This window comes from Rhizobium sp. SG570, assembly GCF_012275345.1.
GTDB classification, from domain to species: Bacteria; Pseudomonadota; Alphaproteobacteria; order Rhizobiales; family Rhizobiaceae; genus Rhizobium; species Rhizobium lusitanum.
The window spans coordinates 70792-90340 of sequence record NZ_JAAZQI010000025.1; the positions used below are offsets into that span (position 1 = coordinate 70792).

The following is a 19549-nucleotide window of genomic DNA, read 5'->3' on the forward strand; positions in this document are numbered from 1 at the left end:
ACTGGCGGCGGCTTTATCGGTTGGTTCGGGCAGAAGCCCGATGGCTTCTCCGATAAAGCCTGCCACGTCCGGCGATTTTCGCCTTATATTTCCATATTTCGCTGCGTGTCCAACGAGCGCACGCAGCCTCGCTCCGGATAGCATGGAGGGCACGTTCCAAATGGAACGTTGCTCGACGTCGCCGGGTGAAATCCCGCTGGGTACACCAACCTCAGGTTCGGGCAAGCTAGTCTGACTACACCCGCTTTGTCAGGCTGTGAATTTTTATGACTGTCAGTTTTCGGGCCCCGAACATTCACGCGATGCTGGTTATCGGGTGAATGGCTTTCCGTATTAGCTAACATTAAGAGCTGCACGTATGACTTCGATCGTCACCACCCTAAGCACCACTCAGATCAGGTCTCTTTCGACTGCTGCGGTTAAGGCCTGGACGACGGAGGACGTAGCATCACTGTCTACAAAGCAGATTAGCGTCCTTTCTTCGGCTCAAATTGCCGCGTTGGATACGGAAGACGTTGATGTCCTCAGTTCGCAGCAGTTGAACGCCATTTCACAAAACGCCATCGTCGGCTTGACGCTTGATCAGCTCGCTGTTCTTACCGGTTCGGACATCGAAAGTCTGAGCACGCTTCAGATCGCCGCGATCACCACAGCGCAGATCAGCGCTCTATCGACAGATCAGGCGGAAGCCTTGACCACGTCTCAGGTCAAAGCCCTTGGCTCAAAGCAGTTGGCGGCTCTAAGCGCTGCGGACGTGTCGACTTTCTCCACCGATGATATTGCTGCGATCACCAACCAAGCGATATCGGGCCTGGATACGCGCGCCATTGCAGCGCTTTCCACCGATCAGGTTGCCGCCCTGAGCAGCAGTGGGATTACCGGCCTGACGACGAGCCAGATCGCAGCACTGAGCACGGCTCAAGTCGCCGCCTTCACAACAATTCAGATCGCTGCTCTCAAAGCGTCGCAAATCGCGGTGATGGGGACAAACGATATTGCGGTGCTCTCCACCGCACAAATTGCTTCGCTGAGTACGAGTGCGATCGCCGGCCTGACGACGAGCCAGATCGCAGCGCTGAGCACGGATCAGGCCGAGGCGCTTTCCTCCACGCAAATCAAGGTGCTGGGTTCGTCCCAGCTTGCGTCACTCGGGACGGATGACGTCGCTACATTCTCCACCGCGGATATGGCGGCAATCACCGTTTCGGCGGTGCCAGGCTTGTCCACGGCCGTTATCGCGGCCCTATCGACCGATCAGATCGCTGCCTTGAGCACCGGTGCGATCTCCGGTCTGACGACAGCCCAGATAGGAGCGTTGAGCACGGAGCAGGTCGCTGCCCTGACGACGACGCAGGTCGGCGCTCTCAAGGCGACACAAGTCGCTGTTATGAGCACAGATGACATCGCGGCGCTGTCAAACACGCAGATGGCCGCCCTGAGCAAGACCGCAGTCGCGGGCCTGACCACGACCCAGATTGCTGCTTTGAGCACGACGCAGGTCACAGCCTTGACGACGACACAGGTCAACGCCCTCAAGGCGGCGCAAGTCGCGGTCATGAGCACGACCGAAATCGCGGCGCTATCGAGCGCACAGATTGCCGCCCTAAGCATAACCGGTCTTTCCGGCCTGACGACGACCCAGGTTGCCGCCTTGAGCACGGCGCAAGCCGAGGCGTTGACGACGGCGCAGGTCGCGGCACTGAGTTCGACACAGTTTTCCGCCATGGGAACGGACGATATCGCGACCTTCTCGACCGCCGATATCGCAGCGATTTCCAGCAGAGCGATATCGGGCCTGAGCACGGACGTCATAGCAGCCCTCTCGTCCACCCAGATTGCTGCTTTGAGCAAGACCGGGATTGCAGGCCTGAGCACCAATCAGATCGCGGCGCTGAGCACGACACAGGCGGCCGTCCTGGCGACGACCCAAGTCGCCGCGCTGAGTTCCAAGCAGATTGCGGCTTTGGGTACGGATGTCATCGCATCCCTCTCCTCCGAACAGGTCACCGCGCTCAGTACGGTTGGCATCGCCGGCCTGACCACTGGCCAAATCGCCGCCTTGAGCACGACGCAGGCTGCAGCGCTTTCCGCCGCTCAAGTAAAAGCACTGAGCTCGACCCAGCTTTCCGCCATGGGTGCGGACGACATAGCCACGTTCTCGACCGCCGAGATCGCGGCGCTTTCCAGCAAAGCCATGGCAGGCCTGGGTACCGATGTTATTGCATCTCTTTCCACGGATCAGGTTGCCGCGTTGGGCACAAGCGCGGCTGTCGGCCTGACGACGAGCCAAATTGCTGCGCTTTCGACCGCACAGGTCGCCGCCCTCAGTTCAAGTGCCATTGCAAGCTTGACGACGAGCCAGATCTCTACCCTGAGCACGGAGCAGGTCGCCACCTTGACGACCACCCAGGCTGCCGCCCTGAAAGCAGCGCAGGTTGCCGCCATGGGTACGGACGACATCATGGCGTTTTCGACCGCACAGATCGCTGCCCTCAGCACCAGTGCCGTTGCGAACCTGACAACAGGCCAGATCGCGGCGTTGAGCACGGCGCAGGCCGAGGCGCTGTCGTCCTCACAGGTCAAGGTGCTGAGTTCAACACAGCTTGCCGCCTTGAGCCCGGATGACATAGCCACGTTTTCGACCGCCGATATTGCAACTATATCAAGCAAAGCCATAGTCGGGCTGAGCACCGGTGTCATTGCATCGCTTTCCACCGAGCAGGTTGCGGCGCTGAGCACAAGTGCGATCGTCGGCCTGACGACCGGCCAGATTGCGACCTTGAGCACCAGCCAGGTTGCGGCGCTGACCACGACCCAGGTCGCGGTACTGAGCTCAACTCAGATGGCCGCTTTCGGGACGAATGATATAGCCGCCTTCTCGACCGCGGATATAGCGGCGATATCAAGCAAAGCCGCCGCGGGCTTGAGCACCGGCGTCATCGCAGATCTTTCTGCGGCGCAAATTGCCGCCCTGAGCACAAGCGCGCTCGCCGGCCTGACCACCAGTCAGATCGCAGCGTTGAGCACCAGCCAAATCGCGGCGTTGAGCACTGCGCGAATTGGAGTGCTGACGTCGACACAGGTCTCCGCCTTGAATGCCGGCGTGATCACATCCCTTTCCACGGCGCAGATTGCGGCACTGAGTACATCCGGCGTTACAGGTCTGACGACCGATCAGATCAACACGCTGAGTACGGCGCAGATGCAGGCATTGACGACGAGCCAGGTTGCCGCGCTGAATTCTACCCAGATTGCCGCTCTTGGAACGGATGATATCGCCACCTTCTCGACCGAGGAGATCACGGCGCTCTCAAGCAAGGCCGTATCGGGCTTGAGCACGAACGTCATCGCGGCGCTCTCGACGAATCAGGTCGCTGCTCTGAGCGCGGTCGGAATTGCCGGGTTGACGACCAGCCAGATCGCGGCCCTGAGCACGGCGCAGATCGCCGCCCTGCCCACGGTGCGCGTCACGGCGCTCAGCTCGGCGCAGATCGCGGCGCTTAGCACGGATGTCATCGCCTCGCTTTCCACAACGCAGTTCGCAGCCATAAGCACCTCCGGTGTTGCCGGCTTGACCACAGATCAGGTCAACGCTCTGAGCACCGATCAAGTGGCAGCATTGACGACGAGCCAGTTCGCGGCCCTGAAATCCACCCAGCTCTCCGCTCTTGGGACGGATGATATCGCCGCTCTATCCACCGCCGATGTCGCGGTGATCAGTTCAGGTGCGATATCGGGATTGTCCACGGCTGCGATTGCCGCTCTGTCGACCGCGCAGATCGCAGCCTTGAGCACAGCGGGCGTCGCCGGCCTCAACACGACACAGATCGATGCTTTGAGTACCGGCCAGGTCGATGCTCTGGTCACGAAACAGGTGGCGGCTCTGCGTTCATCGCAGATTGCCGCTATGGATGCGGATGTCATAGCCTCCCTCTCCACTGACCAGATTGCCGCCCTGAGCACACTCAGCATCACGGGTCTGACGACGAGCCAGATCGCCGCCCTTGGCACGGCGCAGGTCGAGGCACTTTCCTCCGCGCAGGTGAAGGTGCTGAGTTCGACCCAGATGGCTGCGTTGGGTGCAGACGACATAGCCACGTTCTCGACTGCTGACATAGCGGCGATTTCGAATACCGCTGTCCCCGGCCTGAGCACGGCCGTCATCTCCGCACTCTCCACCGGCCAGATCGCAACTCTGAGTACGACCGGCATTGCAGGCCTGACAACCGATCAGGTCGCCGCCTTGTCCACGGCGCAGATTGCCGCCTTGTCCACGGCGCGAATTGCGGCGCTGAGCTCGAGCCAGGTCGCCGTGTTGAGCACGGGAGCTATCGCGTCGCTTTCCACCGGCCAGATAGCGGCACTCAGCACCGCCGGCATCGACGGCCTCACCACCGATCAGATTGCGGCCCTCAGCACGGCACAGACCGAAGCGCTGACGACGAGCCAGGTCGCAACACTGAGTTCAACCCAGCTCGCCGCGTTGAGCACGGCAGATATAGCAACCTTCTCGACCGCCGATCTCGCGGTGATCGGTTCGCTTGCCATTTCGGGCTTGTCCACGGCTGCCGTCGCAGCCCTGTCGACAAACCAGGTCGCCGCCCTCAGCACCGCCGGCGTTGCCGGGATGACAAGCGACCAGATTCTCGCCTTGAACAGCGATCAGATGGGTGCCCTGCTTACCAAGCAGATTGCAGCGTTGAGTTCGACACAGGTCGCGGCTTTGGGCACAGGCGTTATCGCTGTGCTTTCCACCGCGCAGATCGCGGCTCTAAGCACCTCCGGCATCGCCGGCCTTTCCACGAAACAGATCGCGGCACTGAGCACCACACAGGCCGAGGCCCTGACGGCTGCCCAGGTGGGCGCTCTGAATTCCAAACAGGTTGGAGTCCTGAGTACGGACGACATCGCGACCTTCTCGACCAAGGACATCGCGGCGATCGGCTCGAGTGTCATATCGGGCCTGTCCACGGCCGCCTTTGCCGCGCTGTCGACGGCGCAGATCGCCGCGCTCAGTGCCACCGGCATTGCCGGTCTGACCACCAGGCAGATTGTCGCTTTGAGCACTGGCCAGCTTCAGGCTCTCACCACGACGCAGATCGCGGCGCTGAATTCGGCCCAGCTTTCAATGCTGACGACGGACGACATAGCTGCTCTGTCCACCAATGGCATCGCCGCGATCAGCTCCAGCGCCATATCCGGCCTGTCCACCGCTGCCATTGCCGCACTATCGACGGCGCAGATCGCCGCGCTCAGTACATCCGGCGTCGCCGGCCTTACCACCAAACAGATCGCGGCATTGAATACCGGTCAGGCCGAGGCGTTGACGACTGCTCAGGTCGCCGTCCTCAGTTCTACGCAGCTTGCAGCCCTGACAGCCGACGACATAGCTGTCTTCTCGACCAAGGACATCGCGGCGATCGGCTCCAGCGCCATATCGGGCTTGTCCACGGCGGCCGTTGCCGCACTGTCGACGGCGCAGATCGCCGCACTCAGCACGGCAGGGATCACCGGCCTTTCCACCAGGCAGATCGCGGTCCTGACCACCAGTCAGGTCGATGCCCTGCCTACCAAGCAGATTGCGGCTCTGAGCCCGACCCAGGTCGCGGCATTGAGCACGGGTGTTATCGCTGCGCTTTCCACTGCGCAAGTCGCCGCACTCAGCACATCCGGCACCACGGGTCTGACCACCACGCAAGTTCCCGTCCTCAGCACCGGTCAGGCGCAGGCCCTGACGACAGCCCAGATCGGCGCTCTCAGCTCCAAGCAGGTCTCTGCCCTCAGCACAGATGACATCGCCGCCCTGACGACGGATCAGATCGCGGCGCTCAGCACGGCCGGCATTGCGGGCATGACCACCGCGCAGATCGCCATATTGAGCACCGATCAGGCCCAGGCCCTGACGGCTACGCAGGTCGGCGCGCTGAGCTCGAAGCAGATAGCGGCCCTGGGAACGGATGCTCTGGAGACTTTCTCGACCGCCGATATGGCGGCAATCAGTTCGAGCGCCATATCGGGATTGTCCACGGCCACGCTTGCCGCCTTCTCGACGGACCAGATCGCGGCGTTGGGCATAGCCAGCATCGCAGGTTTGACGACAGGACAGATTTCCGCCTTGGGCACCGGCCAGCTCGCGGCCCTGACCACCGCGCAGGTTGCTATCCTCGCCTCCACCCAGATTGCCGCCCTTGGCACCGCAAGTATCGCTGCGCTGTCGACCGCGCAAATCGCTGCCCTCGGCACGGCCGGCATCGCCGGCCTGACCACGGCTCAGATAGGGGCTCTGAGTTCCGACCAGGCCGAGGCCCTCACGACACCCCAGGTTGCCGCGTTGAGCTCGACCCAGATCGCAGCGTTGGGAACGGACGATCTTGAGACCTTCTCTACCGCCGATATCGCGGCGATTAATTCGAATGGCATAGCGGGCCTGTCCACGGCTACGATAGCTGCCTTCTCGACAGACCAGATCGCGGCGCTCAGCACTGCCGGTATCGCGGGCCTGACCACGGCTCAGATCTCCGCTTTGAGCTCCGACCAGCTCGAAGCTTTGACGACGGCGCAGATCGGGGCGCTTGGTTCCAAACAAACCGTGATACTCGGTACGAAAGGGATCGCGGCTCTGTCGACGGCGCAGATCGCAGCGTTGAGCACGTCCGGTATCGCGGGCCTGACCACCGACCAGATGGCCGCGCTCAGTACGGATCAGGCCGAGGCCTTGACGCCGACCCAGGTCGGCGCCCTCGGTTCCAAGCAGATCGCAGCCCTCGGGGCGGATGATCTCGACACTTTCTCGACCGCCGACATAGCGGCGATCAGTTCGAACGCCGTATCGGGCCTGTCCACAGCCGTTATTGCGGCGCTGACAACCGCGCAAATCGCGGCACTTGGCACAGGCGGCATTGCGGGCTTGTCCACCGACCAGATAGCGGCGCTGAGCATGAACCAAGCGGAGGCCTTGACGCCTGCCCAGGTGGCAGCCCTCAGTTCCAAGCAGATTGCGATCCTCGGAACCGACGCTCTCGGGACTTTTTCGACCGCCGATATCGCAGCGATCAGCGCGAGCGCCATATCCGGTCTGTCGACGGCCGTTATTGCAGCGCTGTCAACGGCGCAGATCGCCGCTTTCGGCACGGATGGCATCGCGGGACTGACGACGGCGCAGGTCGCCACTCTGAGCACCGACCAGGTCGAGGCTTTGACGACAGCTCAAATCGGTGCTTTCGGATCCAAACAGATCGCTGTCCTCAGCACCGACGATATCGCAGCCCTGTCAACGGCGCAGGTGGCGGCGCTAAGCACGGCGGGCGTGTCGGGCCTGGGCAGTGCACAGGTTGCCGCCCTGAGCGTCGAGCAGATCGAGGCGCTCTCCACGGCCCAAATTGCCGCCTTGAGTTCGACAGGCATCGCAGGGCTGAGCACGAGCGACCTCGCAAAGTTCTCCTCCAGCGATATCGCCGCGATCAGCTCCGGCTCCATCCAGGGGTTGTCCACGGACTTTGTCGCATCGCTTTCCACCGCGCAAATCGCAGCGCTGGGCACAGCGAGCATCGCCGGCCTCAGCAGTGTGCAGGTCGGGGCTTTGAGCATCGAGCAAGTTGAGGCGCTGTCGACCGCCCAGATCGCAGCCTTGAGTTCCTCAGGTGCAGCAGGCTTGACGACGGAAGATCTGGGAACCTTCTCCACCGCCGAACTCGCGGCGATCAGCTCGGACTCGATACAGGGTCTGTCCACGACCTTTGTCGCAGCTCTGACGAGCGACCAGATCGCAGCCCTGTCGACCAGCCAGCTCGCCTCGCTGGGTTTCAATCAGATCGCAGCGATGAGCACCGATCAAATCGCGGCTCTGTCGACATCGCAGATCAATGCACTGAATGCATTGCAGCTCGCTGCACTGGACACCGATGACATCGCCGTGTTCACCACGGATGATATCGTCGCCCTCAATTCGAAGGCGATCGCGGGATTGAGTACCAGGGCCATCGCCTCCCTGACGACGGCACAGGCCGAGGCCTTGACCACGAGCCAGGTGAGCGGGCTGACGTCAGCGCAAGTTGCGGCACTGTCGACGCAAGAGCTGGCGACGTTCTCAACCGGCGATATCGCGTCGTTCAGTTCGAACGGCGTGGCGGGACTATCCACGGAAGACATAGCGAGCCTGTCGAGCACACAATTGAGCACTCTCATGAAATCCCAGATGGGGTATCTCAGTCCAGATCAGATCGCGGCCGTCATCTCGAACTATGTGAGTGCCTGATCCGCGCTTTTTGACCAGTTCACGATCTCGAAGCCGTGCTTCAAAAATCGCACAAGGGACCGGCTCGACCCTGGCCCGGGCGAGAACGTGTGACCGAGGACTCGCAGCCACCGTCAGGATTGCACGCGGTTTCCCGGCGTAGTTCGAGACCGCATAAATCTGTTGATGGCTGGCAGGGCCTCCACCGATTTCAGGAGGCATGGCGTGACATGTTCAAGGCAAGCTAGCACAGTTAACACTACTGATGACCATTTCTTAAATGGTTGCAATGCCTGCCGCCAATTCGTGGGATGTCCATGGTCACCAACAATGCATCAGCTACAGTTTCCGCTCGGTCTCTTGCCGAAATTCTGGAGTTAGCGCGCACTCAGCGCCTTCCTTTCAACGAGCTGTTCCAGTTCGCAGAAGCCCGAAGTGGTGCGGAACAAAAGATCGAGGCGGTAGAGGCCTATAAGGTCTGGATCGCATTCAACGAAACCCATCCCTACCTGCATCTCGTCTATTTCAATTATTCCGTTACCTTGCGGCAGTTGGGCGACGTGGCGGGATCGATTAATGCCTTGCGCGCTTGCCTCAAGCTCGATTCGCGTTTTGGTCCGGCGCACATCAATCTCGGGCGGGCGCTGGAAGATAGCGGCATCGCCACCCAGGCAATCCTGCAATGGCGGAGTTTCGTGGACATGACCGCGGACAGCACGCCAGACAAGCTCACGCATCGCCTGTTGGCACTTCAGCACATCGGCCGTGTCATGGAGAACGCCGGCCTGATGGAGGATGCGGAAGCCGTTTTGTGGCAAGCAATCGAACTTCGGCCTGATAAGACCGAGGCTGGACAACATTGGAGTGCGCTGCGCCAGCGCCAGTGCAAATGGCCGACTCTGGTGACATCGGACCATGTGTCCATGCGCCAACTGCTCGATGCGATGTCGCCCCTGACGCTTGCCTGCTTTTCCGACGATCCGCTGTTCCAGCTCGCAAAGGCCTATCGCTACAACAAGTCTTTCGTCGGACGTCCGGATACCAGCGGCTTCCCGCGCAAGACGCCAAAGCAGAAGACAGGAACCGGCCAGCGCCTTCGTGTGGGTTATGTTTCCTCGGACCTGCGCGATCACGCGGTCGGCTTTGCGCTCCGCGAAGTGCTGGAACTGCATGACAAACGCAGCGTTGAAATCTACGCCTACTACTGCGGCGACCCTGTGACGGGTGACCCGACGCAGACGCGCATGAAGGCCGTCGTCGATTGCTGGCGCGATATCGCCGGGCTCGATGACGCCGAGGCGGCTCGGCAGATCGCCGACGACGACATCGACATTCTGGTGGATGTCAACGGCTATACCAAGCATGCGCGGACGAAGATCTTCGCCTACAGGCCGGCGCCCGTTATCGTCAACTTCTGCGGCTATCCAGGCACGATGGGCAGTCCGTTCCATCACTACATCATTGCGGACGAACACATTATCCCGCCTGAGAGCGAGATTTACTATTCGGAGAAAGTGCTCAGAATCGCCTGTAACCAGCCGATTGATCGCAAGAGGGTGATTGCCGAAAAGCCGTCACGCAGAGAGGCAGGGCTGCCGGAAGATGTTTTCGTCTTTGCCTGCTTCAACGGCATGCAGAAAATCACGCAGGAAACCTTTGCGTACTGGATGAAGATCCTTGCCGCGACGCCCGACAGCGTGCTTTGGCTGCTCACGGGCGGCGACGATGTGGATAAGCGCCTGCGCCAGGTGGCCGAGAATGCCGGCGTTGCGCCGGAGCGCCTCATTTTCGCGCCCAAGGCACCGAATGCCAAACATCTCGCCCGGATCTCGCTCGCCGATCTGTTCCTCGACACATTTCCCTACGGGGCGCATTCGACCGCAGCCGATGCCCTGACCATGGGGTTGCCTGTCCTTACATTCCCCGGCAAGAGCTTTGCTGCGCGCTTCTGCCACAGCATCGTTGCAGCTGCCGGCGTGCCGGAGTTGATATGTTCGGACCCGCAATCCTACATCGACAAGGCCGTCGGCTTTGCAAAAATTCCCCGGAGCCTCGCGAAGGTCAGGGAGATCCTGCAGGCTAAACGGGAGACATCGGCGCTGCGCGACATTCCGGCGCTGGCCCGCCGTCTCGAAGAGCTTTTCTGGCAAATGCAGGCAGAGAGCGAACGTGGCAAGACCCCGGTGCCTGACTTGAACAATCTCGACATCTATTACGACATTGGTACGGAGCTTGTTCAGGAGAATACCGGCTTCTTAGACCATCAGGCCTACAGAAGGGCTTACCACGACAAGCTGGCCGCGTGGCACGATTATGCACCATTGCCACACGACAGACGCCTGTGGCTGCAGGAAGATGCCGCGCAGCAATGACCGAGGCGTATAATCAAATTGCCTGAGTCAGTTCAAGGCTTTTCCGACCGGGTCAAAAGACCGGAAATGGAAACAAGCCTCACGTCCGCCACTTCAAGGTAGCGAACAGAGGTAGGAGCGTTGCGGGTGCTTTATGTCTCGGCCCTTTGGCTGCGGAGACCGTCGACCGGTTTTGCTGCCTAGAGCGGTTGTGCGTTTCACGGAATCGCCTAACCGCTCTAGCTTATTGTTTTTGCGCAATTCCGGACGGAAAACCGCTACGCACTTTTCCTGGAATTGCTCTAGGCCCGGATGTCGAGTACGCGGTCGCGATGGGCGGGGTGCGTGCTGTAGACGAAGATCTTGTTCATTTCCTTCTCCGTGAGCAGACGCAGGAAACGCACTTCCACCGTGTTGTTGGAGAAGACCTTCATCAGCACGCAGCCAACCTTGGTGATGCGCGCGTCTGGGATATCCAGATAGAACTGCTTCGGCAGATTATACTGAGTGAGGATCGCCAGGATGGCGCCGCTCTGCGAGATGCGGGTGATGTCGCAGCGGCGCGACGCGAGGTTCATCACACCCTTTTCCGTGTATTCGAGCCGCGCGGCGTTCATCGTATCCTCCATTCGGAACCGCACTTCGCGGTCATACATGAAGGATTCTTCTTTATTGAGGAAATGTTGGCCTGAATTAGCCCTGCCGAAAGCAGCCATCTTAGTAAACCCCTGACGTATATTACGAAGACAAGACTATCAGCGGGTCTTTAACAGAAAGTTTGAGTTCGCCAGCTCAAGTTGAATTTTGTTGCTCGTCTTTGCTTGAGCCGGCGTCGTCTCATAGGCGCAATCTGCTACTGCTTTCGATAGGTATGGCCGTCGGCATTGAAGAGATGCAGCTTCTGCCTGTCGGCGGCAAAGCGCATTTTCTGGCCGCGGTGGATATCGGTAATGCCGGGGATCTTGACGATGATCGGCTCGCCATCGACCAGACCTTCGATATAGAGCTGCGTCACTTCACCGAGCGCCTCGACGATGGCGACCTCGCCTTCGAAGAGATAATCTTCGTTGGTCGCGATGCGCAAATCTTCCGGACGAACGCCGAAGCTCGCCTGCTTACCCCTCTCGGAAGCCTCGGTCGGCAAGTCGAGCGTCACCGACTTGCCGCCCTTCAGCGTCACGGTCGTCGTCGTGCCGGTTTCGGTCACGGTCGCCGGGATGATGTTCATCGCCGGAGAGCCGATGAACTTGGCGACGAAGAGGTTGGCCGGGCGCTCATAGAGTTCGAGCGGCGCACCCACCTGTTCGACGCGGCCGGCGGATAGCACCACGATCCGGTCGGCAAGCGTCATCGCCTCCACCTGGTCGTGCGTGACGTAGATCATCGTCGTCTCGGGCATGGAGTCGCTGAGCTTGGCGATCTCGATGCGTGTGGCGACGCGCAGGGCGGCGTCCAGGTTCGACAGCGGCTCGTCGAACAGGAAGACCTTCGGGTTACGGCAGATGGCGCGACCGATCGCGACGCGCTGGCGCTGGCCGCCCGAAAGGGCCTTGGGCAGCCGCTCGAGATATTGGGTAAGTTGCAGGCTGGCGGCCGCCGCGCGGACGCGACGGTCGATCTCCTGCTTGTTTTCGCCGGCAATCCGCATGCCGAAGGCCATGTTGTCGTAGACAGTCATATGCGGATAGAGCGCATAGGATTGGAAGACCATGGCGATGCCGCGCCTGGAGGGCGGTACTTCGTTCACCTTCTGCCCGGCAATAAGCATGTCGCCCGAGGTGATGCTCTCGAGCCCGGCGATCATGCGCAACAATGTGGATTTGCCGCAGCCGGACGGCCCAACGAAGACGATGAACTCGCCTTCATTGATCTCCAGATCGATGCCATGCAGCACATGCACGCTGCCGTAGGATTTTCTTATATCCTTCAGAACAAGTCCCGTCATCTATTCTTCCTCCTCCCAAGGGCTCAGGCAAGACGCGCGAAATAAGCGCTCCAGGCCGGAATATCGATCTTGTTGCCGTAGTTGTTGGTGGTAAAGCCGTGCCCGGTCAACGCTTGCCAGTTCCCTTCAGGCAAGGCCGCCATCGCTTCGGCGGGACTCATGTTGAACGCGCAGAGAATGGTCTCGCCGTCGTAGGTGCGGGTAAAGATGAGTATGTCGCCCTGCGGATCCGCAAAGGCAATCTCACCCTTGGCAAAGGCCGGATGCTGCTTGCGGAAGGCGAGGAAGCGGCGGTACTGCTCCAGCACCGAATTTTCGTCGCCCTGTTGAACGCTGACAGCGCGCAGGATGTGCTCGACGGCCACAGGCAGCCATGGTTTGACTGTGGAAAAGCCGCCCTGTGCGACTTGGCTGTCCCAAACCATCGGCGTTCGGCAGCCGTCGCGGCCCTTGTATTCCGGCCAGAACTGGATGCCGTAGGGATCCTGCAGATCCTGATAGGCAAGATCGGCTTCGGTGAGTGCCAGTTCCTCGCCCTGATAGATGCATACGGAACCGCGCAGGGTCAGCAGCAGCGCTGCATAGAGCTTCGCGAAGGCATCGCGATCGGCGACCAGATTGCCCCAACGGCTGACGTGGCGCACGACGTCATGGTTGGAGAATGCCCAGCAGGCCCAACCTTCGGGGGCAGCAGCGGCGAAATCCTTCATGACCTCTTCGACGCGATCGGGCGTCAGCGCATCCGGCGCCAGAAACTCGAAGGCGTAGCACATGTGCATCTTGTCATTGCCGGACGTGTATTCGCCGACGATCTCGAGACCACGCTGGCTGTCACCGACTTCGCCGACGGCGGCAATCGCCGGATATTCGTCGAGGACGGCGCGGAAACGCTGCAGGAACTTCAGGTTTTCCGGGCGGTTCTTGTCGTAGAGATGCTCCTGGAAATTATAGGGATTGACCGCCGGCGCGGTCGAGGCGTTGCGGCGCGCGGGCTCCAGCGCCGGGTTGTCGCGCAGTTCCCTGTCATGGAAATAGAAGTTGATGGTATCGAGGCGGAAACCGTCGACGCCACGATCGAGCCAGAAACGCACGACGTCCAGCAGCCTATCCTGCACTTCCGGATTGTGCAGGTTCATATCCGGCTGCGAGGTCAGGAAGTTGTGCATGTAATATTGCATGCGCGTCGGATCCCACGCCCAGGCCGAGCCGCCGAAGATCGACAGCCAGTTGTTGGGCGGTGTGCCGTCCGGCTTGGCATCGGCCCAGACATACCAGTCGGCCTTGGGATTGTCCTTGCTCGAGCGGCTTTCGACGAACCAGGGATGGCGATCCGAGCTGTGCGACAGCACGAGATCGATCATCACCTTGATGCCGAGGCGGTGGGCTTCCGTCATCATCGCATCGAAATCGGCGAGCGAGCCGAAAATCGGATCGACGTCTTCATAGTTGGAGACGTCATAGCCGAAATCGCGCATCGGCGAGGTGAAGAAGGGCGATATCCAGATTGCGTCGACACCCAGGGCCGCGACATGCGGCAGGCGGATGGCGATGCCCTTAAGGTCGCCGATGCCGTCGCCATTGGAGTCCTGGTAGGAGCGCGGATAGATCTGATAGATCACCGCACCACGCCACCAGTCCTTGTCAACTGCCGAAATCGATTGAGGGGCAATGCTCATGCTGAATAGGTCCCGTTAGAATGGAATAGTCTTGGATCAGCCCCCCTTCACCGACCCGGCGAGCAGACCGCGCACGAGATAGCGCTGCAGACCGAAGAAGACGAAGAGCGGGATAAGGATGGTGACGAAGGCGGATGCCGTCAGGATCTCCCAGTTGCCGCCGCGCGAGCCCAGCAGCGCATTCAGGGCCGCCGTCAGGACCAGATGATCCTTGTCCGTGCCGAGGAACACCATGGCGATCAGCAGATCGTTCCATACCCAGAGGAACTGGAAGATCGCGAAGGAGGCGAGCGCCGGAAAGGACAGGGGCAGGATGATCTTGACGAAGATGTCGAAATCGCTGGCGCCGTCGACGCGGGCGGATTCGATGATCTCCTTAGGCAGGCCGGCAATGTAGTTGCGCAGCAGATAGATGGCGAGCGGCAGACCGAAGGCCGTATGCGCCAGCCATATGCCCGGATAGGTCTTGGACGGCACGCCGAAGATCTGGCCGATCTCGTTATAGATGCGCAGAAGCGGGATCAGCGACATTTGCAGCGGCACGACGATCAGGCCGACGACGAGCGCGATCAACAAGGCGCGCCCAGGGAACTCCATCCAGGCCAGCGCATAGGCGGCAAAGGCGGCGATCAGGATCGGGATCACCGTTGCCGGGATCGTCACCGTCAGCGAATTGATGAAGGACTGGCCGATGCCCTCGCCGCCCAGCACGCTGCGATAATTATCGAACGTGAATTGCGGCGGCGTGGCGATGGTCAGATAGATGCGCTTGCTGCGGGCATCGGCACCGAAAGGACCGTTCTTCTGGTAGCGATAGCTGCCGTCCGCATTGACGGTGAGCGTCTCGCCATTGCCGAGATCGGCGGACGAACCGACCTTGTAGGTGGACGGTTCCTGCACGCGCAGGCCGAAGGACTCGATCCTGCCGTTACCGCTGTTGCCTTCTCCGGCAACCGTACCGGCGATGACATAGTTGGCGCCGTCCTGCTTTGCCTTGTCCGGGCCATCGAGGCGCACGGCGGCGGTCTGCGAGGAGCCGGAAAAAGCTGTCCACCAGCCGGAGACGACGATCTGATCCTTGTCGCGCAGCGCGGTGACGAAGATGCCGAGCGTCGGCAGCAGCCAGAGGAGGACGATAAGCAACACCGCGGCATGAACGAAGATGCGGGCGGGACCGATGCGACCGAGATTTCCAAGCATGTCAGCGCCCCTTCGTTTCTGCGTTTGCACGACGAATGTTCCAGATCATGATCGGCGTGACAGCCGCCATGATGACGAGGGCGATGACCGCGCTTCGGCCGGAATCGCCGCCGCCGCGGAACATCCAGTTGAACATCAGGTTCGCGAGCACCATCGTGTTCCACTGACCGTTGGTCATGGTGAGCACGATGTCGAAAACCTTGAGCACGAGAATGGTGATGGTGGTCCAGACCGTGGCGATCGTGCCCCATACCTGCGGCACCATGATCTTCCAGAAGATCTGCCAGCCGTTGGCGCCGTCGATGACGGCAGCTTCGATGGTTTCCTCCGGAATGCCGCGCAGCGCCGCCGACAGGATCACCATGGCAAAGCCTGTCTGGATCCAGATCAGCATGACCATCAGAAAGAAATTGTTCCAGAAGGGAATGGTGATCCAGACTTCCGGCGTGCCGCCGAACAACTGGACGACAGAGTTCAAAAGGCCGATCTGAGCGTCGGTGCCGCCGCGATATTCGTAGATGAATTTCCAGATGACCGAGGCGCCGACGAAGGAGATCGCCATCGGCATGAAGATGACGGCCTTGGCGATGTTGCCCCACCAGATACGGTCGGTCATGACAGCGATCACGAGGCCGAAGAAGGTGCAGGCGGCCGGCACGACAGCAAGCCAGAGGATATTATTGAAGATCGACTGGCGGAATTCAGTGTCGTTGAGGGCCCAGAGATAATTGGCGCCGCCGACGAACTGATTGCCGTCAGGCCCGTAGAAGGACAGGATGAGGGTCGCGACCACCGGATAGACGAGGTAGACGGCCAGCAGGAAGAGCGCCGGACCCAAGAAGAGCCAGGGCCGGATCAGGCCGCGGCGGGTCAGGTTGACGGCGGCGGTATGGACCTCGGTCCCCTCCTTTGCCGGAAAAATTATGTCCAGAAGCTTGTTGGAGAACCAGAAATAAGCGGCGCAAAAGGCAACGCCGAATATCATGGCCCCAATCGCCGACAGTATCTGCGAAAACATCCTTCCCTCCCGAATTTACCTGCTTGAGGCCACCCGCCCGACATCGACCGCGCCTCGCGGGCGCGCCGTAACATGGTGCATGGCGTCGCCGGTATCTGCCGGCGACGCTTGGCTTGCGATGTCTTACTTGATGGCGTCCCAGGACTTCTGGATCTCGTCGGCAACGTCCTTGGCGGACTTGCCGCCGACGAAGTCGACCATACCGGTCCAGAACGAGCCCGCGCCGATCTTGCCCGGCATCAGGTCCGATCCGTCAAAGCGGAATGTCGTCGCAGTGGTCAGGATTTCGCCTTCCTTGCGGAGGGTATCGTTGGCATAGGCCGCCGTGTTGACACCCTTGTACGGCGTCAGGAAGCCGGACTGCGCCATCCAGACTTCCTGGGCGATCGGCGTCTGCAGGAACTGGATGAAGGCACGGGCAGCCTTCGAGTCCTTGGTGATGGCAGCAAGCGTGCCAGCACCCTCGACCGGCTTGCCAAGTTCAGGATGCGCGGCATAGGGCGGGAAATAGAAGAAGTCCGCATCCTGGCCAAGCTTGGTGCCCTCCGGGAAGAAGGACGGGATGAAGGAGGCCTGCTTGTGCAGATAGCACTTCGGCGGAACCGTGAAGAGACCCTTCGGGCTATCACGGAAATCGGTCGAAGCAACCGCCGCGACGCCGCCGGCGACATATTTCGCGTTCTTGGCGAACTTGCCGAATTCCTCGATGACGGAGACGACCTTCGGATCGTTGAACTTCAGCGTATTGTCGACCCAGTGATCGTAATCCTGCGGCGCGTTCAAGCGCAGCATCAGATCCTCGACCCAGTCGGTTGCCGGCCAGCCGGTGGCGCCACCCGAACCGAGACCGATGCACCAGGGCGTGCCGCCGTCCTTGACGATCTGGTCGGAAAGCTTGAAAAGGTCCTCCATAGTGGTGGGAACCTTATAACCGGCTTCGTCGAAATTCTCAGGCACGTACCAGACAAGGGACTTCAGGTCGGCCTTGTAGGGGAATGCGTAGAAGGCGTCCTTGCCGTCCTTGCCCTTGTAGGTGCCGTAGCCGACCCAGCTGTCGCCGGCGCCGTAGTTCGTCTTCACCCAGCTTCCCAGCTCGTCACCAAGCGGCGTCAGATAGCCCTTGCTGGCCAGGTTGGCGAAAAGACCCGGCTGCGGCAGGATGGCAACGTTTGGCGGCGAACCGGCCTGCGTGTCGATGACGATCTGCTGCTCGTAGTTTTCCGAGGACGAATACTTGGCGTTTACGCCTGTCGCTTCGGTGAAATAATTCAGGACGCTGGTGAAGAGTGCCTCGTCCTCACCCCGCCAGGGGCCGAAGATCGTCAGCGTCTCGCCCTTCAGATCGGCGTGAGCGGCCTTGAATTCGTCATAGCTCTTCCAATTGAACTTGGAGTCCTGACCGGGCTGGAACTTCAGATCGGCCGCCATCGCTGTACCCGCCACCAGAGCGGCGACAGCGACAGTCATCAAAAACAACTTCTTCATGTGGTTGTCCTCCCAAACATAAAATCCACGAGCCGAAACACATTGTCGCGCTGCGCGCTCCATTCCTCAAAGCGCTTTGGCTGCTTCTCTCATCCATTGAGGACGGGACAAAGTCAAGTGATTTTCGGATTTTGGCTAATATACATAGCATTTCTCGCGCTGCAGCATAAAATAAGCCCCAATATTTTGCTAATTGTCTTGTTTCAGGCGCGTCGCCTGCTACATATTTGAAAGCGCTTTGGAAGCCGTGGACGTCGCGGGAGGTTACGTTGGCATCTTAGCGGGCGAGGAGTTGGGAGCCGAATTACGTGAATCTGAAACAGCTATCGCAAATGCTGGGGCTGTCGCAGACGACAGTCAGCCGCGCCTTGAACGGATATCCGGAAGTCAATCGCGAGACCCGCGAGCGAGTGCTCAAAGCGGTTCGGGAAACCGGCTACCGGCCCAACAAGGCGGCGCAAAGGCTCGCGACGGGCAAGGCCGGCTCGATCGGGCTGGTCATGCCGACATCGCCAGGCAATTCTTCCGACGTGCATTTCAGCGAGTTCCTGACCGGGCTTGGCGAGGAGGCCCTGCGGCACGATTTCCATTTCGTGCTCACGCCCGCGGATCCAAATGACGAAGTCGGTGCCTTGAAGCGGCTGGCGGCCAGCGGCAATGTCGATGCCCTGTTCGTCAACTACATGCGCGGCCACGATCCCCGCCTGGAAATGCTGAAAACGCTCTCCATGCCCTTCCTCGTGCATGGGCGGTCCATCGGCTCGGAACCGGATTATCCCTACCTCGACATCGACAATGAAGCCGCGTTCTATGACGCCACGAAGCTGCTGCTGCAGCTCGGGCACAGGCGCTTTGCGCTGTTGAACGGCCCCATCTATCTCGATTTCGCCATTCGGCGGAAAAACGGCGTCGAGGCGGCGCTCGCCGAGTGGGGTCTGGCTTTGGACGAAGCCCGCGTCAGTCACACTGCCATGACCGATGAGCAGGGCCTGTTCGAGATGGAGCGCATCCTGCAGCTCGAACAGCGCCCCACGGCAGTTCTCTGTTCCAGCACCGTGCTGGCGCTCGGCGCGGTTCGCGCCATCAACCAGGCGAAGCTAAAGCTGGGCGAGGATATATCGCTGATCGCCCATGACGACGTGCTGACCTTGCTCAAGCCGGAAAGCTTCACCGTACCGCTGACGACGACACGCTCGTCGCTGCGCGCCGCCGGCATACGCATTGCCGAACGCCTGATCGGCGAGATCAAGCATAGCGAGACGTTTCCGGCGCAGGAACTCTGGAAGACGGAGCTGATCGTTCGTGCTTCGACCGGCGTCGCGCCGGCCGACTGACGCGGGCTCAAAACTTCGGCGGCTGCTTTCCGGCGGCCCGATGGGCGGCAATGACGGTATTGGCCATCAGCATGGCGATCGTCATCGGCCCGACACCGCCCGGAACCGGGGTGATGGCGCCGGCGACGTCGGAGGCTTCGGTATAGGCGACATCGCCGACCAGCCGGCTCTTGCCCTCGCCGCGCTCCGGTGCGGCAATGCGGTTGATGCCAACATCGATGACCGTTGCGCCCGGCTTGATCCAATCGGCCTTGACCATCTCCGGGCGTCCCACAGCCGCCACCAGGATATCGGCGGTGCGAGCCAC

The 19549-nt window shown here is 60.6% G+C and carries 9 protein-coding genes and 1 pseudogene; 3 read left to right on the forward strand and 7 right to left on the reverse strand.

Features of this window, described 5'->3' with window-relative positions; translation table 11 throughout:
• Window positions 1–358 precede the first annotated feature (358 nt).
• Together FHT28_RS32050 and FHT28_RS32055 are read left to right on the forward strand one after the other, a co-directional pair.
• Window positions 359–8254 carry a hypothetical protein gene (locus FHT28_RS32050; RefSeq protein WP_168598412.1) on the forward strand — a complete coding sequence of 2632 codons (7896 nt, stop codon included), beginning with the start codon at window positions 359–361 and terminating at the stop codon, window positions 8252–8254.
• A 296-nt stretch (window positions 8255–8550) separates the two neighbouring features.
• A complete protein-coding gene (locus FHT28_RS32055) occupies window positions 8551–10605 on the forward strand; it encodes a glycosyl transferase (RefSeq protein WP_173410408.1) in 2055 nt (684 codons plus the stop codon).
• Window positions 10606–10886: 281 nt separating this feature from the next.
• Here the strand turns inward: FHT28_RS32055 and FHT28_RS32060 are convergent, their stop codons facing one another.
• From FHT28_RS32060 to FHT28_RS32085, 6 genes are all read right to left on the reverse strand, one after another.
• Complete coding sequence (locus FHT28_RS32060; RefSeq protein ID WP_037199051.1) at window positions 10887–11240, reverse strand: hypothetical protein; 354 nt, start codon at window positions 11238–11240, stop codon at window positions 10887–10889.
• Between the two features lie 197 nt (window positions 11241–11437).
• A complete protein-coding gene (gene ugpC / locus FHT28_RS32065) occupies window positions 11438–12529 on the reverse strand; it encodes a sn-glycerol-3-phosphate ABC transporter ATP-binding protein UgpC (RefSeq protein WP_037199052.1) in 1092 nt (363 codons plus the stop codon).
• A 23-nt stretch (window positions 12530–12552) separates the two neighbouring features.
• Window positions 12553–14205 (reverse strand): alpha-glucosidase, encoded by a 1653-nt coding sequence (locus FHT28_RS32070; protein WP_168598414.1) that lies wholly within the window; start codon window positions 14203–14205, stop codon window positions 12553–12555.
• Between the two features lie 36 nt (window positions 14206–14241).
• A complete protein-coding gene (locus tag FHT28_RS32075; protein WP_037199054.1) occupies window positions 14242–15405 on the reverse strand; it encodes a carbohydrate ABC transporter permease in 1164 nt (387 codons plus the stop codon).
• 1 nt (window position 15406) lies between these two features.
• Complete coding sequence (locus tag FHT28_RS32080) at window positions 15407–16423, reverse strand: sugar ABC transporter permease (RefSeq protein WP_037199056.1); 1017 nt, start codon at window positions 16421–16423, stop codon at window positions 15407–15409.
• Window positions 16424–16546: 123 nt separating this feature from the next.
• On the reverse strand, window positions 16547–17908 hold the full coding sequence (locus tag FHT28_RS32085) for an ABC transporter substrate-binding protein (protein WP_047560956.1): 1362 nt from the start codon (window positions 17906–17908) through the stop codon (window positions 16547–16549).
• A 308-nt stretch (window positions 17909–18216) separates the two neighbouring features.
• Here FHT28_RS32085 and FHT28_RS32090 point away from each other — a divergent pair, with 308 nt between their 5' ends.
• Window positions 18217–19242, forward strand: coding sequence for a substrate-binding domain-containing protein (locus tag FHT28_RS32090; protein ID WP_037199059.1), 1026 nt, complete (start codon window positions 18217–18219; stop codon window positions 19240–19242).
• Between the two features lie 7 nt (window positions 19243–19249).
• Here FHT28_RS32090 and FHT28_RS32095 read toward each other — a convergent pair.
• A pseudogene (locus FHT28_RS32095) lies at window positions 19250–19549 on the reverse strand (bifunctional methylenetetrahydrofolate dehydrogenase/methenyltetrahydrofolate cyclohydrolase); the annotation flags it as partial.